This window comes from Pseudomonas sp. NPDC099000 (assembly GCF_044759925.1).
In the GTDB taxonomy this organism is placed as follows: domain Bacteria; phylum Pseudomonadota; class Gammaproteobacteria; order Pseudomonadales; family Pseudomonadaceae; genus Aquipseudomonas.
In genome coordinates this window covers 1-22102 of record NZ_JBIWAF010000012.1, presented here as the reverse complement: position 1 = coordinate 22102, position 22102 = coordinate 1, and the positions used below count along the sequence as shown (strand labels likewise).

Genomic DNA, 22102 nt, shown 5'->3' with positions numbered 1-22102 from the left:
AGGGGTTTTTCAGGTAAATCCGACTAGGTGCAACTTATTCTCGAAAAATGGGTTGCACCTTATTTGCTTTGTTGAATAGCATTCGCGGCCAAGGTGCAACCGGTCATAAAAGACAGGTGTACCGGCTGATGGCTTTCCTGGGGAAACATCAGTCATAAATGCGTGGGACCTGAAATCGTCTGTCAAACGTCGTCGTTTGCGCGCGGTTCACCAGCCGCCGCTACATAAAAACAAAGCCAGGGCGAAACTTAATGAGCGTTAGCAATCCAACTCTGATCACGTTCGTGATCTACATCGCAGCAATGGTGCTGATCGGCTTCATGGCCTATCGTTCCACCAACAACCTTTCTGACTACATTCTGGGCGGTCGCAGCCTGGGCAGCGTCGTGACTGCATTGTCCGCCGGCGCCTCCGACATGAGCGGCTGGTTGTTGATGGGCCTGCCGGGCGCCATCTACATGTCCGGTCTGTCCGAAAGCTGGATCGCCATCGGCCTGATCATCGGTGCTTACCTGAACTGGCTGTTCGTCGCCGGCCGTCTGCGTGTGCAGACCGAGCACAACGGCGATGCATTGACCCTGCCGGATTACTTCTCCAGCCGTTTTGAAGACAAAAGCGGTCTGCTGCGGATCATCTCTGCCGTCGTGATCCTGGTGTTCTTCACCATTTACTGCGCTTCCGGCATCGTGGCCGGCGCCCGTCTGTTCGAAAGCACCTTCGGCATGTCCTACGAGACAGCGCTGTGGGCCGGTGCTGCGGCGACGATTGCCTACACCTTCGTCGGCGGTTTCCTGGCAGTGAGCTGGACTGACACCGTACAAGCCACGCTGATGATCTTCGCCCTGTTGCTGACGCCGATCATCGTGCTGCTGGCCACCGGCGGCGTCGACACCACGTTCCTGGCCATCGAAGCGCAAGATCCAAGCAACTTCGACATGCTGAAAAACACTACCTTCATTGGCATCATCTCGCTGATGGGCTGGGGCCTGGGCTACTTTGGCCAGCCGCACATCCTGGCGCGCTTCATGGCGGCGGATTCGGTCAAGTCGATTGCTAAAGCACGTCGCATCTCCATGGCCTGGATGATCCTGTGCCTGGGCGGCACCGTCGCTGTAGGTTTCTTTGGTATCGCGTACTTCTCGGCGCACCCTGAACTGGCTGGTCCTGTGACCGAAAACCCAGAGCGCGTGTTCATCGAACTGGCCAAAATCCTCTTCAACCCTTGGGTTGCCGGTGTCCTGCTGTCGGCCATTCTGGCTGCCGTCATGAGCACCCTGAGCTGCCAGTTGCTGGTGTGCTCGAGCGCCCTGACCGAAGACTTCTACAAAACCTTCCTGCGTAAAACCGCTTCCCAGGTTGAACTGGTCTGGGTCGGCCGCGCCATGGTGCTGCTGGTTGCCCTGATCGCCATCGCGTTGGCCGCTAACCCGGAAAACCGCGTACTGGGTCTGGTCAGCTACGCCTGGGCTGGTTTCGGTGCTGCGTTCGGTCCGGTTGTCCTGATCTCCGTGATCTGGAAAGACATGACCCGCAACGGCGCACTGGCCGGCATCCTGGTCGGCGCGATCACCGTGATCGTGTGGAAACACTTCGAGCTGCTGGGCCTGTACGAAATCATCCCAGGCTTCATCTTCGCCAGCCTGGCGATCTACATCGTCAGCAAACTGGGCGCGCCGACTCAGGGCATGCTTCAGCGCTTCGCCGCTGCCGAGGCTGATTTCCGCCTGAACAAGTGATCGGGAAGAGCTGATGCTCTGACCTTTCGCCGAACATGAAAACGGCCCGCTTCCATTTGGAGGCGGGCCGTTTTTTTGTTTGCGGGGAAAGGTTTGGTGTTTTTGATGGCCTCTTCGCGGGCAAGCCTCGCTCCTACGGATTTGTGTGTTCTGTAGGAGCGAGGCTTGCCCGCGAAGAGGCCATCAGCAGCAACACACTACTTTTGCAGGGAATGTCTGTAGCCAACCATCCCAACTTTCGAAGGAAAAATCTCTAAAAAAGTAGGGCAAATCTGATTTTCCTGTCCCTCCCTCAACACCCCTTGTCGCTCATGCAGAATCGCCCGCCCTCATTCTGCAGAGACACATCGGATGTTCGCTCCTGCCAATCAACCGCGTTTCACGTTGACGATCGACGGCGTCCAGATTGAGCTCAAGGTGCTTGAGTTCACGGGCACGGAAGCCATCAGCCAACCCTACCGCTTTGACCTGGAACTGGTCAGCGAACGGCCGGACATCGAGCTCGAAAGCCTGCTGCATCGTCAGGCCTTTCTGAGTTTCGATGCACAAGGTTCCGGCATACACGGTCAGATCTTTCGCGTAGGTCAAAGCGATTCCGGGAAACGTCTGACGGGCTATCAAATCAGTCTCGTACCGCGACTGGCTTATCTCGGTCAGCGCATCAACCAGCGAATCTTCCAGCACAAAAGCGTGCCGGCGATCATCGCGCAGGTCCTCAAGGACCATGGCATCCAGCGCGATGCGTTCGAATTTCAACTCGGCAGCGATTACTCACCGCGCGAGTACTGCGTGCAATACGCCGAAAGCGACCTCGCGTTTATCCAGCGCCTGTGTACCGAGATCGGCATTCATTACCACTTCCAGCACTCCCCCGACGGCCACCTGCTGGTGTTTGGCGATGACCAAACGGTGTTCCCGCGTCTGCCCGAGCCGACGCTGTACTTGCCGGGCAGCGGCATGGCGGCGGATGCGCCGGCCATCAAGCGTTTCAACGTGCGCCTGGAGACTCGTACCACGGCGGTCACCCGTCGCGATTACGACTTCCAGAAACCGCGTCTTTCCCTTGAAAGCCGGGTCGACAGCGAACAGCGCCCGGTGCTGGAGGATTACCACTTCCCCGGCCAATTCACCGACCGCGAGCATGGCAAACAGCTGACGCAACGAGCGTTGGAACGGCGCAACGCAGACTTCCGCCAGGCGGAAGGGCGTGGCGACGATTCTGCGTTGGTCAGCGGACATTTCCTCCACCTCGCCGAGCACCCGCGTCAGACGTGGAACGATCTGTGGCTGATCACTGGCATTGAACACCGTGGCCGACAACCGCAAGTGCTGGAAGAGTCCGCCACCAGCGACGACCCGGATGATTTCCAGGGCTACCGCAATACTTTTCTGGCGACACCGTGGGAGGTTTCGTTTCGCCCGCCGCTGGGGCCGGAAAAGCCACGCATGCTCGGCTACCAACCGGCCGTGGTCACCGGTCCGGTCGACAGCGAAATCCATTGCGATGAGTTCGGTCGGGTCAAGGTCCAGCTCGCCTGGGACCGCGACGGTCAGCTCAACGAACATTCCAGTTGCTGGTTGCGGGTCGCCACCGGCTGGGCCCACGACCATTACGGCAGCGTACTGATCCCGCGAGTCGGCATGGAAGTGCTGGTGGGTTTTATCGACGCCGATGCCGATAAGCCGCTGGTGATGGGTTGCCTGCCCAACGCCACAACACCGGTGCCGCTGGATCTGCCCGCCGACAAGACCCGCAGCATTTTCCGCAGCCAGAGCAGTCCCGGAGGCGGTGGCTACAACGAATTGCGCATTGAGGATCGCAAAGGTGCCGAGGAAATCTACCTGCGCGCCCAGCGAAACTGGACCCAGCACGTGTTGAACGATCAACAGGTGCAGGTCGATAACCAGCGCAGCATCGTCGTCACGGGGACCGCTCGCCATGAGCTGAAGGCGGACGAACAACGCATCACCCACGGCCAGCGCCAAGCGGAAGTGAAGCTCGACGATCACTTGCTGGTGGTCGGCGACCGGCACATCCGCGTCACCAGTCAGGCACTCAACGCCAGCCAGCAATTCCACGTCAGCGCCGGTCAGCAAGTGGTGATCGACGGTGGCGCCAGCGCGACGATTCAGGCGGGCGGGCAGTGGATCAACATCGGCCCGGGCGGGATTTTCAGCAGCGTGCCGATTCAGGTCGGCGGTGCGCTGATGCCGTCGATGGCCGCTGCCCCAGTGTCGCCGAATACGCCGTTGAAACTCGTCGCCGTCCCGGCTGCCGTGCTAAGCGCCGCACAGATCATGAGTCTGCAAAGCGACGCGCCGTTCTGCGAAGAATGCGAGCGCTGCAAGGACGGTGTCTGTGCAGCCTGATTGCTTGTCGCCTCGTGAATGGCTGGAACGGCAGCCACTGAAACCGTCGGAACAACTGTTCGCGATCTTCAGCAATGCCAGCACGGCTGAGCCGTTCAAAGCGTGGCGGCAGTCAGTCGCCGCTCAAGCTCCTAATCCGATCTGGGCCGACACCGCTTACGCCGAGTGGGAACCGGTCATGCCCTACGTCGGAATCGTCGCGGCTGAGGGTGAGTTTCTGGAGTGGGTTGCCACGACCGAGTCTCGCGACTGGGGTTGGCTGGCGGTTTCTTCTGCCTCTCAAGATGCGCTGGTCGAGCATCTGCGCAGCCTCACACAGGTGCTTCTGCCCAACGGCAATGCGGTGTTTTTCCGCTTCTGGGATGGGCGTTATCTGCTGCCGATTCTTCAGTCTGCCGACGTTAACGCCACGCAGTTAATGCCGGTGATTGACCGCGGTTTGATCAATGGGCAGCCGCTCGATATCGGCGGCAGTGCCTTGAAAACCTCCAGGGTTTTTCCGTGGTGGGAAGTTTCCGAGTCGCTGCTCGAAGACCTCGCCGCCGAGTCCGCGACAACCCGCATCAACAACTTGATCAAGTGGTTGAGCGAGGACCGTGCTGATCTTTTTGAGGCGTTTTCGGAGCGGGTGTTACGGCACAAAGTCGCGATCTTTTTGCAGGCGCCGGACCTGCCTCAAGCACCGAAACAAGCCTTGGTGGATTACCTGATGGCGGAGTTGAACTGATGGATCAGATCGTACGGATCGAGCAGGAGCTCGACGGTTTTAAAGACACGTTGGTTTTGTATCGCGAGCAGCTTGGCGAATTCTTGAGCCGGAAAGCGGACAGTGTCAGCCGGGCGATGGACATGCCTTCGCTGTTGGACATGGAACGGCTGATAAAGCTTGGCGATTCGACTACCGCGGTGAGTAGTCGCGACGATGATTTTTTCTCGGGTTTGGCGCGGTGTCCTGCGAATGGAATTCTTGAGATCGAGAGCAAGTTTGAATCGGTCTATGACATCCCGTTGGGGAATATTCAGGTCGATGTGATTGCCATGGAGGGTGGTGAGAGCAAACCGGTCACGCTCGATGAAAACGGTAAAGGGCAGTTCGAAGGCAAACCCGGAAAGTTCTATCGCGTTCATGTCCAGAGTGAAGTTTCATCGGATCAAATCGAAGATCTTTTCTCGTCTTACGATGGCCTGACCTCAGAACTGGAAGGTTGGCTACGCAACGAGTGGAAAGGGTTCAAGCCGCAATGGTCGCAATCGACGTTTGCGGCCGCCGGTAACGGAATACTCGCGGGAAGTTGGGCGGCGGTTATCGGTGTATGGGACAGCATCAGCCTGCTCTCGGACATTCTCCAGGATCCCCTGAAGTTCGTTGGCCGCCTGGGTAGCGGTGCCGACAAACTGGCCGAACTGGCGGAGAAATTTCCGGCAACGATGGAAAAGGTCCAGCTGCTGATCAGTGATGAAGCAGCCCTCTGTCTGTTGCTGCGCACGGCCAGCCTCTGGTTGGAGATGCTGCCTCCCAGCGAAATCGCCGGCAAAACGGCCGAAGCGGTTTCAACCGTGGTGGTGCAACTGCTCATCGACATTCTGATCGGGGTCGTTCTGACTTTTGCGGGCGCAGGCGCAGGCATTGCCTATTTGGGAATGCGCCTTGCCAATTACGGCGCCCGGATCGTCGACGCCGTAGCGGGTTTCGTCAAAGCGATCTTCAACATCATCAACAGCTTCATTACTTATGTTGAACGTTACAAAAAAGTTGCCGCGCGTGGCGTTGCGGCAGGCCTGAAAAAAGGTCGCATGCAACTGCGCTGGGATGCCAAGCGCAACACCACGCTCAAGCAAAACGAACACCACGACAACGTCCCCGATCAGGCGAAAAACCCCAACGGCGACAGCGCCGACTCCGTCGATAAAACAGCGACCAACAAATGCCCGGTCTCGATGGTCACCGGCGAAGAACTGCTGACCCTTACCGACGGTTCCCTCGACGGCATCCTGCCGTTCGACTTCACCCGGCTCTACCGCACCAGCGCTGCCGAAATCGACGTCGGCCTCGGATTCGGCTGGAGCCATTCGCTTTCCCATCGACTGCAAATCGACGGCGACACCGTCATTTGGATCGACCACGAAAACCGTCGCACCACTTTCCCTCTGCCCAACACTGCGCGCCCGGCGATCCACAACAGCCTCTCCCGCGCCGCGATTTACCTAGGCAATGAGCCCGAAGAACTGATCCTCGCCCAAGCCGGTGACGAGGCACGTTTCTACCATTTTCATAATGGTTTTCTCACAACCATCAGCGACGCTTACGACAACCGCCTGCGTATCACCCGCGACCGTCAGGACCGCATCCAGCGCCTCGACAACGGCGCCGGTCGCGCCTTGCTGTTGCGGTATGAACGCAGCCATCTGGTCGCCGTCGACTACCAGGTTTTTGTCCCCGCCCAAACCCTCGAAGAAGCCTGGCAGACCGAGCAAACCCTGGTCTGTTACCGCTACGACGAACGCAGTCGACTCATCGAAGCCACCAACGCCGCTGGCGAAAGCGAGCGCTACGACTACGACGATCAGCACGTCATCCTCCAGCGGCAACTGGCCGGTGGGGCGAGTTTCTTCTGGGAGTGGGAAAGGTCCGGCAAGGCTGCCCGATGTATCCGCCACTGGGCGTCGTTTGCGCAGATGGACGCGCGGTATGCCTGGGATGACGAGGGCGGCGTCACCGTCCACAACATCGACGGCAGCGAAGAGGTTTACGTCCACGACGAGCGGGCGCGGCTGGTGCGCAAGGTCGAGCTGGACGGTGGCGAACAGCTCAAGGCTTACGACGATCAAGGTCGGTTGATTGCCGAACAAGACCCGCTCGGCGCCGTCACCGAATACCGCTACGACGAAGTCGGACGCCTTGTTGCGTTGATTCCGCCCGAAGACGAGCCGACGTCCTACGAGTACCGCAACGGTTTCCTGCACGCGCGCTATCGCGGCAAAGCGGTGTGGAAGTATCAGCGCAATGCCCAGGGTGACATCACCGAAGCGACCGGCCCCGACGGCCATGTCACCCACTATCACTACGACGAAAAAGGTCAGTTGCTGTCGATCCGCTATCCGGACACCAGTCGGCATGTCTTCGTGTGGAATGGCTTGGGGCAACTGGTCGAAGAGACGCTGCCGGACGGTGGTGTACGACGGTTTTCCTACGATGCGCTAGGGCGGCAGATTACCCGGCAGGACGAACACGGTGCGGTCACCAAGTCCCAATGGGACGCCGTCGGCCGACTGATTCAGACGACGCTTCCTACAGGCGCCAGTCGCGCCTTCAGCTACAACGCCTACGGAAAAATCACCGCCGAACGCGATGAGCTCGGCCGCGTCACGCGCTACGAATACGTCGACGATCTGCATCTTGTCAGCCGCCGCCTCAATGCCGATGGCACCCAGCTCAAGTATCGCTACGACAACGCGCAGCTGCTTCTGACCGAGATCGAAAACGAATCCGGCGAAAAATATCAGCTGGACTATACGCCCAATGGATTGATCCGACAGGAAACCGGTTTCGACGGCCAACGCACGGCGTACGCCTACGACCTCAACGGCCACCTGCTGGAAAAAACCGAGTTTGGCGACGATGGCTCGCAACTCGTCACCGCTTATGAACGAGACTCGGCAGGGCGGTTGCTGGTCAAGACGCTGCCCGACGGCATCAAGGTCGAATACCGCTACGACAGCCTCGGCCGACTTATCGACGTCGATGACGGACACGACCATCCGCTGGAATTCGAGTACGACCAACAAGACCGGCTGATCACCGAGCATCAAGGTTGGGGCACGCTGCGTTATGGCTACGACGCCTGCGGCCAACTCAACCGCCTGCGTCTGCCGGACGGCAGCAAACTCGATTACCACCACGCCAAGGGCGGCGCGCTGACCGCCATCGACCTCAACGGCGCGCGGCTCACCATCCACCAATTTACCTTCGGGCGTGAGCAGCAACGTCAGCAAGGTCAACTGCTCAGCGACTATGCCTACGACGATCAGGGCCGTCTGAAAGCCCATGCCGTCAGCCAACAGCAACAACCGCTGTATCGCCGCGACTATGCCTACAGCGCCAACGGCAATCTCGACAGCATCACCGACACCCGCCACGGCCAACGCAACTACCAATACGACCCGCTCAACCGCCTGACCCGCGTGCGCCACACCCGCGACGACCCACCGGAAACCTTCGCCCACGACCCCGCCGGCAACCTGCTGATGCAGGATCGTCCCGGTTTGGCGACCGTTAAAGGCAATCGCCTGCTCATGCAAGGCGACCGACATTACGATTACGACGCCTTCGGCAATCTCATCCGCGAACGCCGCGGCACCGCGCAAAAACTCGTCACCGAATACCGCTACGACTGCCAGCACCGGCTGATCGGCGTCACAACCCCGGACGGCCGCTGCACAAGCTATCGCTACGACGCCTTCGGCCGCCGCATCGCCAAAACCGTCGACGGCAAGACCACCGAATTCTTCTGGCAAGGCGACAACCTCATCGCCGAAAGCAGCCGCGAACACTACCGCAGTTACGTCTACGAACCCGGCACCTTCCGCCCCCTCGCCATGCTCGACGGCAAAGGCCCGCGCAAGGCCTGCCCGTTCTACTACCAACTCGACCACCTCGGCACGCCGCAGGAACTGACCGATTTTGGTGGCGAGATTGTCTGGTCGGCGAAGTACAACGCCTACGGCAAAATCACGCGCCAGACGTTCGGTGGCGGCGAGCAACTTGAACAACCGTTACGGTTTCAGGGGCAGTACTTTGATGCGGAGAGCGGTCTGCATTACAACCGGCATCGGTACTATGATCCGGAGGTTGGACGGTACCTGACGCCGGACCCGGTGAAGTTGGCGGGTGGGCTGAATCAGTACCAGTACACGCCGAATCCGACGGGGTGGGTTGATCCGTTGGGGTTGAGCGGGAATTGTCCGCAGTCGGGTAAGGCTGGGTGTGAGGCGCCGTGTGATACGACTGGCGTTAAGGTTGATGAGGGTGAGCCTGAGTTACCGAAGCTTAAACTGACTGCTGCGGAGCTTGCCAAGAAAGAAGTTAAAAGATTGAACGACAGTCAAGGCATGCATATGGTTGGAAAACATGACCCTGAAGTTCCTCGTGCGGCTCATATTCAAAGGGCAATTGATGGTACGAACCCTATTACGGGTAAGACACCTCGGAATAAGAAAGGTAATTCCAGCTCCAGATTTCATAGTTGGGAAATCATGCTCAAAGCCTACAACCTCGGAACAACACGGACGGAGCAAGGGCTAACACGTTTTACGGGAAAAGATTCCCAAAAGGCCGATATTGTGAGGATGAGACTCCCTGGCGCGGGAGAGGGTTATATACCTAATCCAAAGTCGGAAAAAAATCCGAAATTGATTCAAATGGATGGATTTTAAATGAAATTCGATCCTGTAACTGGCGTGCCGTTTACGCTATATCCAATTAAATAGGTGAGAAATGTTTATTGATCCAGATGATGGGCAACCATACCTCCCGACCCCGGCATTTTTTTTGGGGGGAGTTGATATTTATGATCGTGAAGAAACGCTAGGGGAGGCTCTTGAAAAACTTGATCCTAATGACCCGGCTGATAGAGAAGAGATAATACTTAAATACTGCTTGCCTACAAGAAAGTCATACCGGCACAAATTTTTCATTTATAAAAGCTTGGAGGAAGCTCTTCAGGATAAAGATTATGATTTTCAGTCGCTGCTGGCGTATGACCCTGAAGAATATTCGTCTTTCCCTTGTGGTTGGGATGAGATGGAGAACACCAGAGCTTTTTTCGAAGATATTTTTCGATTGGCAACTGTGGAGTGGAAAGATGATCTTCACAAAGCGGGTCTTGAAGATCAATCCACTTGGTAGATGGGGGCTCTGAACCAGAGCGAAATTTCTGGGCAAGGTCGTCGGAAGTTTCCTTCATGTCGCGGCGGTTTCCATGAACTGGTGTGAAATGTTCTCCATCGATAGTCTCTGGTGGTCACTGAAAACTCAGTGGCGGGGTGTAGGAACCCTTTAAGACTAGAGAGGACGCTTCGGCGTCGACACCTGAATTGCGGCCATCAACGTGCGTCCGTAAGATCAGTTGCGGCGGCTGTGCGCGGGCACGCTTCGGTGTGGTCGAGTTCTCTGGTCTCGATATTCCTACCCCGCGTATAGCTGCCACCCAAGCCTGTAGGAAGGCCGATGGTAGCGCCCATTACTACCAGAGGTTTCAATTATGAAAAATCTTCACCCCGATCCACCCTACGAAAAGCCAATCCCCCACCCAAGTAACCGCTTCATGGCCCTCACCAGCAATTGCACTGACATGCCCACGCTGTTCGTCGATACCCACGCGCCGCTCGATGTTTTATACGACGCCGCCAACTATCGAATTCGCGCCGTCACGCAAGTGCTTGAGAACATGTCGATGCGCGGTTCGGTTGAGTGTGAGTCGTTCATTCTTAGTGATTTTGCGTTGCTGTGTGCCATTCCGTTGCGGGATGGGTGTGATGTGCTGGATGTGATTGGGCGGCGATTGCGGGCTCTGCCGTAGCATCTGAATAAAGAGTGATCCTTCCTGTTTGATTGTAGGAAGGATCGTCCTTACTCATTTTGATGATCTACTTTGGCAGGTATTGATCCTGAGACTGAATGAATGCATCGAACTCCCTAGAGTTGTAAACCTCTAGGCAACCATAAAAAACCATTTTTTTATCAGAGTGCTTGCTGAGGGACGAGGTCGTTGCATAGGCATTACGCATGTACTTCTCGGTTTCTGCGTAAGGGTCGTGTTTGATCTCGAGGGTGTCCTCGTTTTGAATGATTAGATGCTGACCTTTGCCCATCGACGAGTAGGCGCCAATCGCAAGTCCAATATCAGATTTTATTTCTGACTCACCCTTGAATTGGCTGGAGATACAGTTGGCCAACCCATAATCCTTAAGCATCTCTCGAGACTTAACGATATCGATTTCAGCAGATATGGCTTGCCCTGTAACGAGTAGCAGTGCCAGCACAATTAGCCGCGAGTGCGTCATCCCTTCAACTCCCAAAAGTTTATTTTTTCCAGCTTTACCCTTGGATTGTCATAGGTATGGCTGTCTTGCCTGTGATAGTCACTGTCGTCACCGGTCACGCTCCCGTTCCAAAGGGTTGCGTGGCCTGACGCGTCGCTCCACCCGGTGATTTCCATGACGATGACGCCTTTTTTTCCATTTATAAAATTTGAATTGGTTTGCGTCAGCGTATGGTCGGGCTCGCCCCAGTTATGTCTAAGAAAAGCGAGAAAATCGACCACCTTCATAATGTAGGGCAACTGATCCGCTCCACTCAGTCGATAGATGGGCTGGTTTTGTATGATCGTGCCTTTGGGGATTTTATATCCGCCGTAATTAAAAGCTCTGCTTATCCTCAATGCGCAGGCATTCGCATAAGCATCAGGCTTTTCCGCTCTTGCCGCTTCGACTCCACCTCCGACAAGTCCGTAAACCTCGACTGAGCCTTTATGACCTACTTCTGCATATGCGTTCCATAGTGTGCTGAAACGAGGCCTTCTAACCGAGATGCTGGAGGACACTCCGCCGGCATTGATGACAACTTGAGCCATTAAGCTTCCCCTTCCATGTCAATGATTTCGCTTCCGAATGCGTTTGGAATGATGGCTACGCCTTTGGCCCCGACTATCCCTGTCAAGGCTTTTTCGGTGGGGCCGCTAACGTTGACGGTAACCGTCTCGCCGGGCAAATAACCCGAGGTTTTCACATGAATATTCAAGTCGGTGTAAAACCGGGAAACTGACTCGACAGGAACCTGCTCATCGCCATAGGACAAGGAAATATCGGTGATGGACTTGGGATGATTCAGCAGGGCAGTGATGCCTGAAAAATCTGCTTTGTTGTGTTCTGCTCCGCCATATACAGATGACTGAGCGGACATCACCTTGTTGGATTGTGGAGGGCAGCCGCAGGCAACGTAGTCACCTTCCAGGGCAACCAATCCGGCCGGCAACGTAATGGTTCTGGGACCGACCGCGACGATGGGGCCTTTTCCTTTGCTGCAGGCTGGGCAGCTTGCCAAGTGTCCAATGGATGAGGTGCTTACAGCGCAATCGATGTTAATACCGACATTCCCTTCCAGTACGGTGCCGCCGGTTGAGGTAGGCGCACCGATACCAATCATTTTCCGTCCCATGTAAATCTCCATTTTACGGGCGTCAGGTCGGTCCGATCTTCGCACTCATGTGTAAGCTTCACGATGGTAGGTCTTTGGCAAAGTGTGACCTGATGTTGCTCGCCAAATGGGCAAGATCAAAAAATCGCAGACTTCGGTGGCTCCGGCGCGGGGGAGTGATTGCGATTGCTAGACCGAACGCCCGCTCAGCCACCAACCCCTGACGTTCGCCTCGGTACAAGGTAAACTTCCCGGCCTTCGCAGGAGCAATCATGAATTATCGTCACGCCTTCCATGCCGGCAATCACGCCGATGTGTTCAAACACCTGACTTTGACCCGCATCATCGCTTTGATGTCGCGCAAGGAGCAGCCGTTTGCCTATCTCGACACTCACGCCGGCATTGGTCTGTATGACCTGCAGGGTGATCAGGCGAGCCGTACCGGTGAGTACCTGGAAGGTATTGCACGTTTGTGGGATCAGCCGGATCTGCCGGCGTTGACCGCTGATTACATGAAGGTGCTGCATGACATGAACCCGGATGGCCAGTTGCGCTATTACCCGGGGTCGCCGGAGCTGGCGCGGCGGCTGACGCGGCCGCAGGATCGGGTGATGCTCAACGAGAAGCACCCGGAAGACGGGGTGTTACTCAAGGACAACATGGCCGGCGACCGTCGGGTGAAGGTGCATCTGGGCGAAGGCTGGCATGTGCCGCGTGCGATGTTGCCGGTGCAGGAGAAGCGGGCGGTGATGTTGATTGATCCGCCGTTCGAGCAGCTGGATGAGATGCAGCGCTGTGCGGCATCGTTGAAAGAGGCGATTGGCCGGATGCGCCAAACCGTGGCGGCGATCTGGTACCCGGTGAAGGATCAGCGCATGTTGCGGCGGTTTTATCAGGATTTGGCCGGTACGGGCGCACCGAAGTTGTTGCGCGTGGAGTTGCTGGTGCATCCGCTGGATACGCCGAACAGTCTGAACGGGTCCGGGTTGGCGATTGCGAATCCGCCGTGGGGGCTGGAAGAGGAATTGCGTGAGTTGCTGCCGTGGTTGTCGAAGAAGCTTGGGCAGACCCAGGGTGGGTGGCAGATGGATTGGTTGATTGCTGAGAGTTGACCGATCGTTCCCACGCAGAGCGTGGGAACGATCAGTGCGGGGTTAGATCGGGCAGGTAACGCCCGTACCGCCAATCCCGCAATACCCTTCCGGATTTTTCGCCAGGTATTGCTGGTGATACGCCTCGGCGAAGTAGACCGTCGGTGCTTCGTCGATTTCAGTGGTGATTTCGCCTTTCCCGGCCTTGGTCAACTCGGCCTGGAACACGTCCTTGCTGTGCCTGGCGGCGTCCAGTTGAGTCGGGTTGGTCGCATAGATCACCGAGCGATACTGAGTGCCGATGTCATTGCCCTGACGCATGCCTTGCGTCGGGTTGTGCAATTCCCAGAACATTTTCAGCAGTTCTTCATAGCTGACTTTTGCCGGTTCGTAGACCACCAGCACCACTTCGCTGTGGCCAGTCAGGCCCGAGCAAACTTCTTCGTATGTCGGGTTCGGTGTAAAACCGCCGGCGTAACCCACTACCGTGCTGACCACGCCTTCACGCTGCCAGAACTTGCGTTCCGCGCCCCAGAAGCAGCCCAGGCCGAAGATCGCGAAATCCACGTCCATCGCGAACGGGCCCAGCAACGGGGCGTCGTGGACGAAGTGCTTTTCCGGCAGGTTCATCGGGGTTTCGCGGCCAGGCAGAGCTTGTTCTTTGGTAGGGAGCACGTTTTTGTTCACCAGGATTTCCGAGCGCAAGACCATCATCAGTCCCCTCAGTCAGGTTGAATGTAAATTGTCAGACACGCAGTTTGCCCAATGCCGGCCGGTTACGCACTACCTTGTGGGAGCGAACTGTGGCGAGGGGGCTTGCCCCCGTTGGGCGGCGAAGCTGCCCCCAAATCTCTGAGGTACCAACGATTTTGTGAGTGCTGCGCACTCAAACGGGGGCAAGCCCCCTCGCCACAGGATTTGGGGGTGCTCCACAGTGTGCTGTCAGACGAGCGGGCCGCGTGGGTAGCGCTTGAGCTTTTCGATCAGCTCGGAACCCGGGATCGGTCGGTCGAACAGGTAGCCCTGGCCGACGTCGCAACGGTGACGCCGCAGAAACGCAAGCTGCTCGGCGGTCTCGATGCCTTCCGCCACGACCTTGAGTTTCAGGTTGTGGGCCATGGCGATCACCGCGGAGGTGATTTCCATGTCGTCCTGGTTGTCCGGGATTTCGTGGATGAAGCTTCGATCGATCTTGATGATGTCGATCGGGAATTTTTTCAAGTAGCTGAGCGACGAGTAACCGGTGCCGAAGTCGTCCATGGCCAGGGTCAGGCCCAGGCGCTTGAGCTGATCGAGCTGCAAGTGGGTGTCTTCGGTGGCTTCCAGCAGCAGGCCTTCGGTCAGCTCAAGTTCCAGCAGGTTCGCCGGCAGCGCTTCTTCCTTGAGGATATTGGCGATGGACGCCACCAGGTCCGGGTCCGAGAACTGCTTGGGTGACAAGTTGATCGCCACTTGAAGATTGCCCAGGCCGGCGGCGGTCAGGTCTTTGCTCATGCGGCAGGCCTGGCGGGCGATCCATTTGCCGATGGGGATGATCAAGCCGGTTTCTTCGGCGACGCTGATGAACTGGTCCGGGCGGATCATGCCTTTTTCCGGGTGGTTCCAGCGCAGCAGCGCTTCCATGCCCAGCAGGCGACCGCTGCGCAGGCACAGTTTGGGCTGGTAGAACACGTCCAGCTCATTCTGGGTCAGGGCGCGGCGCAGGTTGTTCTCGACGAACAGCTTGTAGCTGGCCTCGGCGTTCAGCGCTTCGGTGAACACCTGGACCTGGTGTTTGCCGTTGGCTTTGGCTTTGTGCAGCGCCAGGCCGGCGTTACGCATCAATGTCTGTGGATCGCGACCGTGCAGCGGCGCGCAGGCCAGGCCCACGGAGCCGGTAACGCTGATCAACTGGTTGTCGACGAACATCGGCTTGTCGAGGGTCGCGAGCAGTTGGTTGGCGACATGCTGGCCCATCGCGAGGTCGGTGTTGTCCAGCAACACGGCGAATTCGTTACTGGCGAACCGCGCCAGACTACCGCTCGGGCTCAGACTGTTGCGCAGGCGCCGGGCGAGGCTGATCAGCAGTTTGTCGCCGGTCTGGTGGCCGAGGCTGTCGTTGATGCGCTTGAAGTTGTCGATGTCCACCAGCAACAGGCTGATCGGCGTATCGCTGTCCCGGGCGAAGCGTTCGTCGAGGTTGCGGATGAACGCCGGGCGGTTGCCCAGGTTGGTCAGGTTGTCGGTGTAGGCCAGACGCTCGATGCGCTGCTGGGCGAGCTTGGTCTGGGTGATGTCTTCGTAGATGCCGATGTAATGCGTCAGCTCACGGTTGTCGCCGTAGACCTTGGAAATCGACAACTGGCCCCAGTAGGGTTCGAGGTTTTTACGGCGGCTCTTGAACTCGCCCTGCCAACTGTTGCTCTTGGCCAGCGCCGAGGGCGCGTCGAACAGCAGCTCGCTGAGGTTTTCCAGGGCCGGCAGTTCCGACAGGCGCTGGCCGTGGACTTCTTCGGTGCTGTACTGGGTGATCGCCGTGAAGCTCGGGTTGACGTACTCCACCACGCCATCGCAATTGACCAGCAAAAAGGCGTTGGCGCTTTGCTCGACCGCTCGCTGGAACAGGTGCAGGGCGCTGGTGGCGGTGCGGCGGTTGTGATTGTTGATGACCTGAGCGAACTGATCGGCCAACTCGCCGGCGAAGGCGATTTCGTCCGACTGCCAGGCGCGAGTCGCGCCGGTCTGTTCCAGGCACAGCACGCCAACCACCTGGCCGTCGACGCGGATACTGGCGTCGAGCATCGCGTTCACATCGCGAGGGCGCAGGCTCTCGGCCATTTCCCGGGTGCGCGGGTCGCGCATGGCGTTGTGCGCATCGATGGCGCGGCTGCTGTGCAAGGCGTCGAGGTAATCCGGGAAGCCGCTGACGTCGATCGGAGCCGGCAGTTGGTAATCCCCGGAGGCGCGGTGATAGGCCGAGATCGGCACCAGCAGTGAGCCTTCGAGGTTCCACAGGCTGGCGCAGTCGATTTCGTAGATATCGCAGGCGCTGCGGGTGATCAGTTCGGCGGCTTCTTGCAGGGAATTGTTGGTGCTGTAGCGCTGGCGGGTCAGCAGCAGGATCAAGTCTTGCTGGGCGCGGACCCGATCCAGATGCTGCAGTTGCTCCAGCTGGGCGCGCTGATTGAGTTCCAGGGCGATTTGCAGACGCGAGTTCTGGGTTTCCAGGTCCAGTGACGGCAGCAGGGGGGCACCCTCGAACAAGCCGTCCACGACCATCAGGTAGCCGCGCAGCAGGTGTCGATTGTGTTGTCGGTAGGCTTCGCCGAGTTCCAGCAGGCTCAGGGAGCCTTTGGCGGTGTGCAGCTTGTAGCGGATCAGGTAATGCGGGCCGTCGCTGAGTTGCTGCTGAATCGCGTCGTGCAGCTGATAACGCGCTTCGGGCTCCATCAGGCTGGCGTAAGGTGAGTCGACCAGAGCACAAAGCTCCACGGCCGGCAGACCAAACTGTCGTTCGCAATTGGGGTCGAGAAACAGGAGCGCCCAGCTCGCTTCATTCAGCCGTTCGAAACGCAGCATGCCGAGCCGCGAGGGCACAGGCAATTGCGTCACTACCTCGGCCACCATACGGCTGGCGGCATCGGGTTGGCTTTTCATTGAGGGAAACTCGCTTCGAATGTGCTGATCGCGCCGGGCTCTCGCCCTCTTTACTGTTGCCTGCGGCAAGGTTGCATCATTGCGACACTGACTGACAAGAGACATGAAGGCCAAGTGCTATAAGAATATGTCGGCAGGGGCGAAGATTTCTCCAGCAAGAGCCGAAAACTAATGCATTTGGCCTTCATTGCCTTAGCGCAACGGGATGCTGGTCGAATGCAGGTGCTGGCCGTTCCGGTCATGGTAATTGACCTGAATCTGCTCTCGATCCACCACCAGATGGGCAAAGTTGTCTTCGCTGACCACCTTGCTGGTCAATTCATGTCGATAATCTCCCGCAGCGGTTCGCGCCAGCGCCTGATCGAGAATGAAGGTGGACGCGGAGGCATACGGCAGCAATTTGCTGTTGCACAGCGGTGACGACACGATGGTGTGCACGTCGAAGTCCGGATCCTCGCTGTGGGTCAGGCGACTGGTCAGGGAGCCGTGGACATCGCCGGAAACGAAGATGACGTTCTTGATGCGGTGCGTACGAATCGTCTCCAGCAGCCGTAGTCGTTGTTCCGGGAAGGCTTTCCAGGCGTCATCACCGTTGAGTTTGCGGTCGGGGTAGAACATCACGCTGGTGACCACGAACTTGACCCGGGCCGGGCTGTGGATCAGCCATTTACACAGCGCCTGTTCCTGATCTTCGTCGAGGATGCGTCGATCATCGGGCGACAGGTTGCGACGGGTTCGGCTGTCGGTGACAAACCATTCAATATCGCCGTCGGCGAACTGATACCAATACTGTTCCAGTTTTCTGCTTATCTGCCCATTGGCCAGTAATGCATGCGCCGGACTGTGGCTGGCCTGGTATAGCTCATAGGCGGCCATGGCGTTCTTATATAAATAAGCATCGTCCTTGCTTTCGTTGGCGGGCCAGTTGTCTTCTATCTCATGGTCGTCGAGGATCATATAAGTCGACACGCTGGACATTAATCTGGCGATATTTGGCTGAGAAAAAGCCGCGCGATACTTGCTGAGTATTTCCTTGTATTCACGATCAGGCGCAATAACGTTCAGGTCATCGACGTAAATTTGATCACCGGTCATCAACATCGCGCTAATGGGCGGTTCGGCCTGCTGCGCAAGTTCGGTGATCGAGGCAAAGATCCGATCGCCGGCCTGTGGTGCGATGGCCACACCGGCGGTCAGGCGCAGGTAGCGGCAGGAGCCGACAATGTACGCACGCGGCGTACCGCTTTTGCTGGAGCGGGTGCGAAAGCGATAAATCTCCCGTGGCCATTGCAGCGGCAATTCCTGAATGGTCTCAACTGTATGCACCGGGCTCATGGGGCTGAACCATCCGGCCTGGAATTCGTACTCGGTGTCGATGGCGAGGCTGTTGAGTGCAATCACATCGGACATGTCGCGCAAGATCGACAGGTTGCTGAATACACCTCGGGACCAACGCTCTTCCCCTGCGCGCCGATAACGAACACCGGCAAATACCAATGCGTTGTCTTGAAGTTCGCCGCGCAGAAAAATGCGCGCGTGGTTAGTTGTAGTGTGGCCAACAATAGGGCCGACAGTCGGTTTAAACATGTTCGAATCCATTCGAAATAACGCTAACTAAGCAAAAGAGGTTTGTCGTATTTATAAGAAAATACTGTGGAACTAAGCCTAGTTATTGAGCGACAAAAAATATCGAGCGGAAGTGGACTTGAGTTGTGGGCGATGTAAGCCACGGCTGTAGGAAGATGCTTTATTCAAGGCAAAAAAAGCCCCGCCAAATTGGCGGGGTTGAGGTACGAGCGTGGCGCTCGGAAAACGTGGAACGCGACAGGCCCTCCGGAGAAGGAGGGCCGGCCGGTGTTACAGCAAGATGGTGCGGATGTCCGCCAGCAGGCTGCTCAGACGCTGGGTGAAGCGTGCAGCAGCGGCGCCGTTGATCACACGGTGATCGTAGGACAGCGACAGGGGCAGCATCAGTTTCGGCTGGAAGGCTTTGCCGTCCCAGACTGGCTGGATGGTTGCCTTGGAAACACCGAGGATCGCCACTTCCGGCGCGTTGACGATCGGCGTGAAGCCGGTGCCGCCAATGTGGCCGAGGCTGGAAATGGTAAAGCAGGCGCCTTGCATGTCGTCAGCGGTAAGCTTCTTGTCGCGGGCTTTGGCGGCCAGCACAGCGGCCTCGGCTGCCAGTTGCAACAGGCTCTTCTGGTCGACGTTCTTGATGACCGGTACCAGCAGGCCATCAGGCGTGTCGACCGCGAAGCCGATGTTCACGTACTTCTTGCGGATGATCGCCTTGCCGCTTGGTGCCAGCGAACTGTTGAAGTCCGGCAGTTCCTTGAGCAGGTGCGCGCACGACTTGAGCAGCAGCGGCAGGATGGTCAGCTTGACGCCGGCCTTCTCTGCAACGGCTTTCTGAGCGATACGGAACGCTTCCAGGTCGGTGATATCAGCCGAATCGAACTGAGTCACGTGCGGAATGTTCAGCCAGCTGCGATGCAGGCTCGACGCGCCGATTTGCATCAGGCGGGTCATCGGCACTTCTTCGGTTTCACCGAAGCGGCTGAAGTCCACAACCGGAATCGGTGGGATACCCGCGCCGCCGGTTGCGCCTGCAGCAGCGGCCGGTGCTTCCTTGGCCTTCTGCATCATGGCTTTGACGTAAACCTGCACGTCTTCTTTCAGCACACGACCGTGCGGGCCACTGGCGCCGACGGCGTTCAGCTCGACGCCGAACTCGCGAGCCAGTTGGCGTACAGCCGGGCCAGCATGAACCTTGGCGCCCGGCTTGGCCGGTGCAGCCGCGGGTGCGGCAGGTGCAGCGGCAGCAGGCGCTGCGGCGGCCGGGGCAGGAGCGCTCGGTGCAGCCGCGGCGGTCGCCGGGGCAGCAGCAGGTGCAGCGCCTTTGACTTTCAGCTTCAGGATCAGGTCGCCGGTACCGACTTCGTCATCCAGCTTGATGGAAACGCTTTCCACCACGCCAGCGGCAGGCGATGGAATCTCCATGCTCGCCTTGTCGGATTCCAGGGTGATCAGCGACTGGTCGGCGGTGACGGTGTCGCCCGCCTTGACCAGCACTTCGATGATCTTGGCCTTGCCCGACGAACCGATGTCCGGGACATGAATGTCCTGAACTGTGTCGGCAACCGGTGCAGCCGGGGCCGCAGCGGCAGGCGCCGGAGCAGCGGCAGCCGGTGCAGCAGCCTGAGCTGGCGCGGCAGCAGCAGGGGCCGCAGCACCCGCCACTTCCAGATCCAGGATCAGGTCGCCGGTGCCGACTTCGTCGTTGAGCTTGACGCTGATGCTCTTGACCACGCCAGCGGCAGGCGATGGGATTTCCATGCTGGCCTTGTCGGATTCCAGGGTGATCAGCGACTGATCAGCCTCGACGGTGTCGCCGACCTTGACCTGGATCTCGATGATCTGGGCTTTGCCCGCCGAACCGATATCCGGCACGTGCACTTGCTGAACCGAGGCGGCAGCCGGCGCGGCTGTTGGCGCTGGAGCAGCAGCGGCGGCAGGCGCAGCAGCCGGTTTCGCTTCAGCTTTTGCAGCCGGCGCAGCGGCAGCCGCCGGGGCCGCAGCAGCGGCACCTTCAACTTCCAGTTCCAGCAGTTCATCGCCTTCTTTCAGGCGATCGCCCAGCTTCACTTTCAGACTTTTGACGATGCCGGCCTTGGGAGCAGGGACTTCCATGCTCGCCTTGTCCGATTCCAGCGTCAGGATGCTCTGTTCGGCTTCGATACGGTCGCCGACCTTCACAAACAGTTCAATTACTTCACCTTCACCGCTGCCGATGTCAGGTACGCGAATGAGTTCGCTCACAGAGTGTCTCCTCAGCAGTCCAGTGGGTTGCGTTTTTCCGGGTCGATCCCGAACTTGGCGATGGCTTCAGCCACCACTTTAGGTTCGATGTCGCCACGGTCAGCCAGTGCTTCCAGGGCTGCCAACACCACGAAATGACGATCGACTTCGAAGAAGTGACGCAGCTTCTTGCGGCTGTCACTGCGGCCGAAACCATCGGTGCCCAGGACTTTGAATTCCTTGGACGGGACCCACTGACGAATTTGCTCAGCGAACAGCTTCATGTAGTCGGTAGACGCGATGACCGGACCTTGACGGCCGTTCAGGCACTCTTCGACATAGCTCAGTTTAGGCTTCTGGCCCGGGTGCAGACGGTTGCTGCGCTCTACGGCCAAGCCGTCGCGACGCAGTTCGTTGAAGCTGGTAACGCTCCAGACGTCAGCGCCGACGTTGAACTGTTCACGCAGGATCTTCGCCGCTTCGCGAACTTCGCGCAGGATGGTGCCGGAGCCCATCAGCTGAACGTGGTGCGCCGCTTCGCGGGTGTCTTCCTCGAGCAGGTACATGCCCTTGACGATGCCTTCCTCGACACCGGCCGGCATGGCTGGCTGCTGGTAGGACTCGTTCATCACGGTGATGTAATAGAAGATGTCCTGTTGCTCTTCGGTCATCTTCTTCATGCCGTCCTGGATGATCACCGCCAGCTCGTAGCCGTAGGTTGGATCAAAGGTGCGGCAGTTCGGGATGGTGCCGGCCAGGATATGGCTGTGACCGTCTTCGTGTTGCAGGCCTTCGCCGTTCAGTGTGGTCCGGCCGGCGGTGCCGCCGATCAGGAAGCCACGGGTACGGCTGTCGCCAGCGGCCCAGGCGAGGTCGCCGATACGCTGGAAGCCGAACATCGAGTAGAAGATGTAGAACGGGATCAGCGGTTCGCCGTGCGTGGCGTACGCGGTCGACGCGGCGATGAAGTCGGCCATCGAACCGGCCTCGTTGATCCCCTCGTTGAGGATCTGGCCGTTCTGGGCCTCCTTGTAGTACATCAGCTGGTCGCGGTCGACCGGCTCGTACGTCTGGCCCTTGGGGGAGTAGATGCCCAGGGACGGGAACAGCGACTCCATGCCGAACGTGCGCGCCTCGTCGGGGACGATCGGCACCCAGCGCCGGCCCGTCTCCTTGTCGCGGACCAGGTCCTTGACCAGGCGGACGAAGGCCATGGTGGTGGCCACGTTCTGGGTGCCGGAGCCCTTGTCGAAGGAGGCGAAGGCCTTCTCGGC

The 22102-nt window shown here is 58.3% G+C and carries 15 protein-coding genes; 7 read left to right on the top strand and 8 right to left on the bottom strand.

The window, feature by feature from the left end:
* Positions 1–251: 251 nt before the first annotated feature.
* The 6 genes from putP (at position 252) to ACIQV9_RS15975 (ending at position 10684) form a co-directional block, all read left to right on the top strand.
* Positions 252–1736, top strand: coding sequence for a sodium/proline symporter PutP (gene putP / locus ACIQV9_RS16000; protein ID WP_010464334.1), 1485 nt, complete (start codon positions 252–254; stop codon positions 1734–1736).
* A 351-nt stretch (positions 1737–2087) separates the two neighbouring features.
* Complete coding sequence (locus tag ACIQV9_RS15995; protein WP_403103131.1) at positions 2088–4106, top strand: type VI secretion system tip protein VgrG; 2019 nt, start codon at positions 2088–2090, stop codon at positions 4104–4106.
* Positions 4096–4833 carry a DUF4123 domain-containing protein gene (locus ACIQV9_RS15990; RefSeq protein ID WP_403103128.1) on the top strand — a complete coding sequence of 246 codons (738 nt, stop codon included), beginning with the start codon at positions 4096–4098 and terminating at the stop codon, positions 4831–4833. The genes ACIQV9_RS15995 and ACIQV9_RS15990 overlap by 11 nt, the downstream gene beginning before the upstream one ends.
* Entirely contained in the window at positions 4833–9539 is a 4707-nt protein-coding gene (locus ACIQV9_RS15985) for an RHS repeat-associated core domain-containing protein (protein ID WP_403103126.1), read from the top strand. The genes ACIQV9_RS15990 and ACIQV9_RS15985 overlap by 1 nt, the downstream gene beginning before the upstream one ends.
* A gap of 61 nt (positions 9540–9600) precedes the next feature.
* Positions 9601–10011 carry a hypothetical protein gene (locus ACIQV9_RS15980; RefSeq protein WP_403103123.1) on the top strand — a complete coding sequence of 137 codons (411 nt, stop codon included), beginning with the start codon at positions 9601–9603 and terminating at the stop codon, positions 10009–10011.
* Between the two features lie 355 nt (positions 10012–10366).
* Positions 10367–10684, top strand: coding sequence for a hypothetical protein (locus ACIQV9_RS15975; RefSeq protein ID WP_403103120.1), 318 nt, complete (start codon positions 10367–10369; stop codon positions 10682–10684).
* A gap of 67 nt (positions 10685–10751) precedes the next feature.
* Here ACIQV9_RS15975 and ACIQV9_RS15970 read toward each other — a convergent pair whose 3' ends face one another.
* From ACIQV9_RS15970 to ACIQV9_RS15960, 3 genes are read right to left on the bottom strand one after another with little or no spacing between them, the layout of a single operon-like run.
* A complete protein-coding gene (locus ACIQV9_RS15970) occupies positions 10752–11168 on the bottom strand; it encodes a T6SS amidase immunity protein Tai4 family protein (protein WP_403103117.1) in 417 nt (138 codons plus the stop codon).
* The gene (locus tag ACIQV9_RS15965; RefSeq protein ID WP_403103114.1) at positions 11165–11737 is read right to left on the bottom strand and encodes a type VI secretion system amidase effector protein Tae4; all 573 of its coding nucleotides are present in this window, start codon (positions 11735–11737) and stop codon (positions 11165–11167) included. Before ACIQV9_RS15965 ends, ACIQV9_RS15970 begins: the two co-directional genes overlap by 4 nt.
* On the bottom strand, positions 11737–12321 hold the full coding sequence (locus ACIQV9_RS15960; RefSeq protein ID WP_403103112.1) for a PAAR domain-containing protein: 585 nt from the start codon (positions 12319–12321) through the stop codon (positions 11737–11739). Before ACIQV9_RS15960 ends, ACIQV9_RS15965 begins: the two co-directional genes overlap by 1 nt.
* A gap of 251 nt (positions 12322–12572) precedes the next feature.
* On the opposite strand from ACIQV9_RS15960, the gene ACIQV9_RS15955 reads away from it, so the two are divergent.
* Entirely contained in the window at positions 12573–13412 is an 840-nt protein-coding gene (locus tag ACIQV9_RS15955) for a 23S rRNA (adenine(2030)-N(6))-methyltransferase RlmJ (RefSeq protein ID WP_095127455.1), read from the top strand.
* Positions 13413–13454: 42 nt separating this feature from the next.
* Here ACIQV9_RS15955 and msrA read toward each other — a convergent pair whose 3' ends face one another.
* The 5 genes from msrA to ACIQV9_RS15930 form a co-directional block, all read right to left on the bottom strand.
* Positions 13455–14102: a peptide-methionine (S)-S-oxide reductase MsrA gene (msrA, locus tag ACIQV9_RS15950; RefSeq protein WP_109635931.1), complete on the bottom strand. Its 648-nt coding sequence runs from the start codon at positions 14100–14102 to the stop codon at positions 13455–13457.
* A gap of 231 nt (positions 14103–14333) precedes the next feature.
* Positions 14334–17027 carry an EAL domain-containing protein gene (locus ACIQV9_RS15945; RefSeq protein ID WP_403103108.1) on the bottom strand — a complete coding sequence of 898 codons (2694 nt, stop codon included), beginning with the start codon at positions 17025–17027 and terminating at the stop codon, positions 14334–14336.
* A 192-nt stretch (positions 17028–17219) separates the two neighbouring features.
* The gene (locus tag ACIQV9_RS15940) at positions 17220–18614 is read right to left on the bottom strand and encodes an alkaline phosphatase D family protein (protein ID WP_403103105.1); all 1395 of its coding nucleotides are present in this window, start codon (positions 18612–18614) and stop codon (positions 17220–17222) included.
* Positions 18615–18884: 270 nt separating this feature from the next.
* Positions 18885–20849: a dihydrolipoyllysine-residue acetyltransferase gene (gene aceF / locus ACIQV9_RS15935; protein ID WP_403103102.1), complete on the bottom strand. Its 1965-nt coding sequence runs from the start codon at positions 20847–20849 to the stop codon at positions 18885–18887.
* Positions 20850–20860: 11 nt separating this feature from the next.
* Positions 20861–22102 (bottom strand): transketolase-like TK C-terminal-containing protein (locus ACIQV9_RS15930; protein ID WP_403103100.1); only part of this gene is annotated, 1242 nt, incomplete at its 5' end.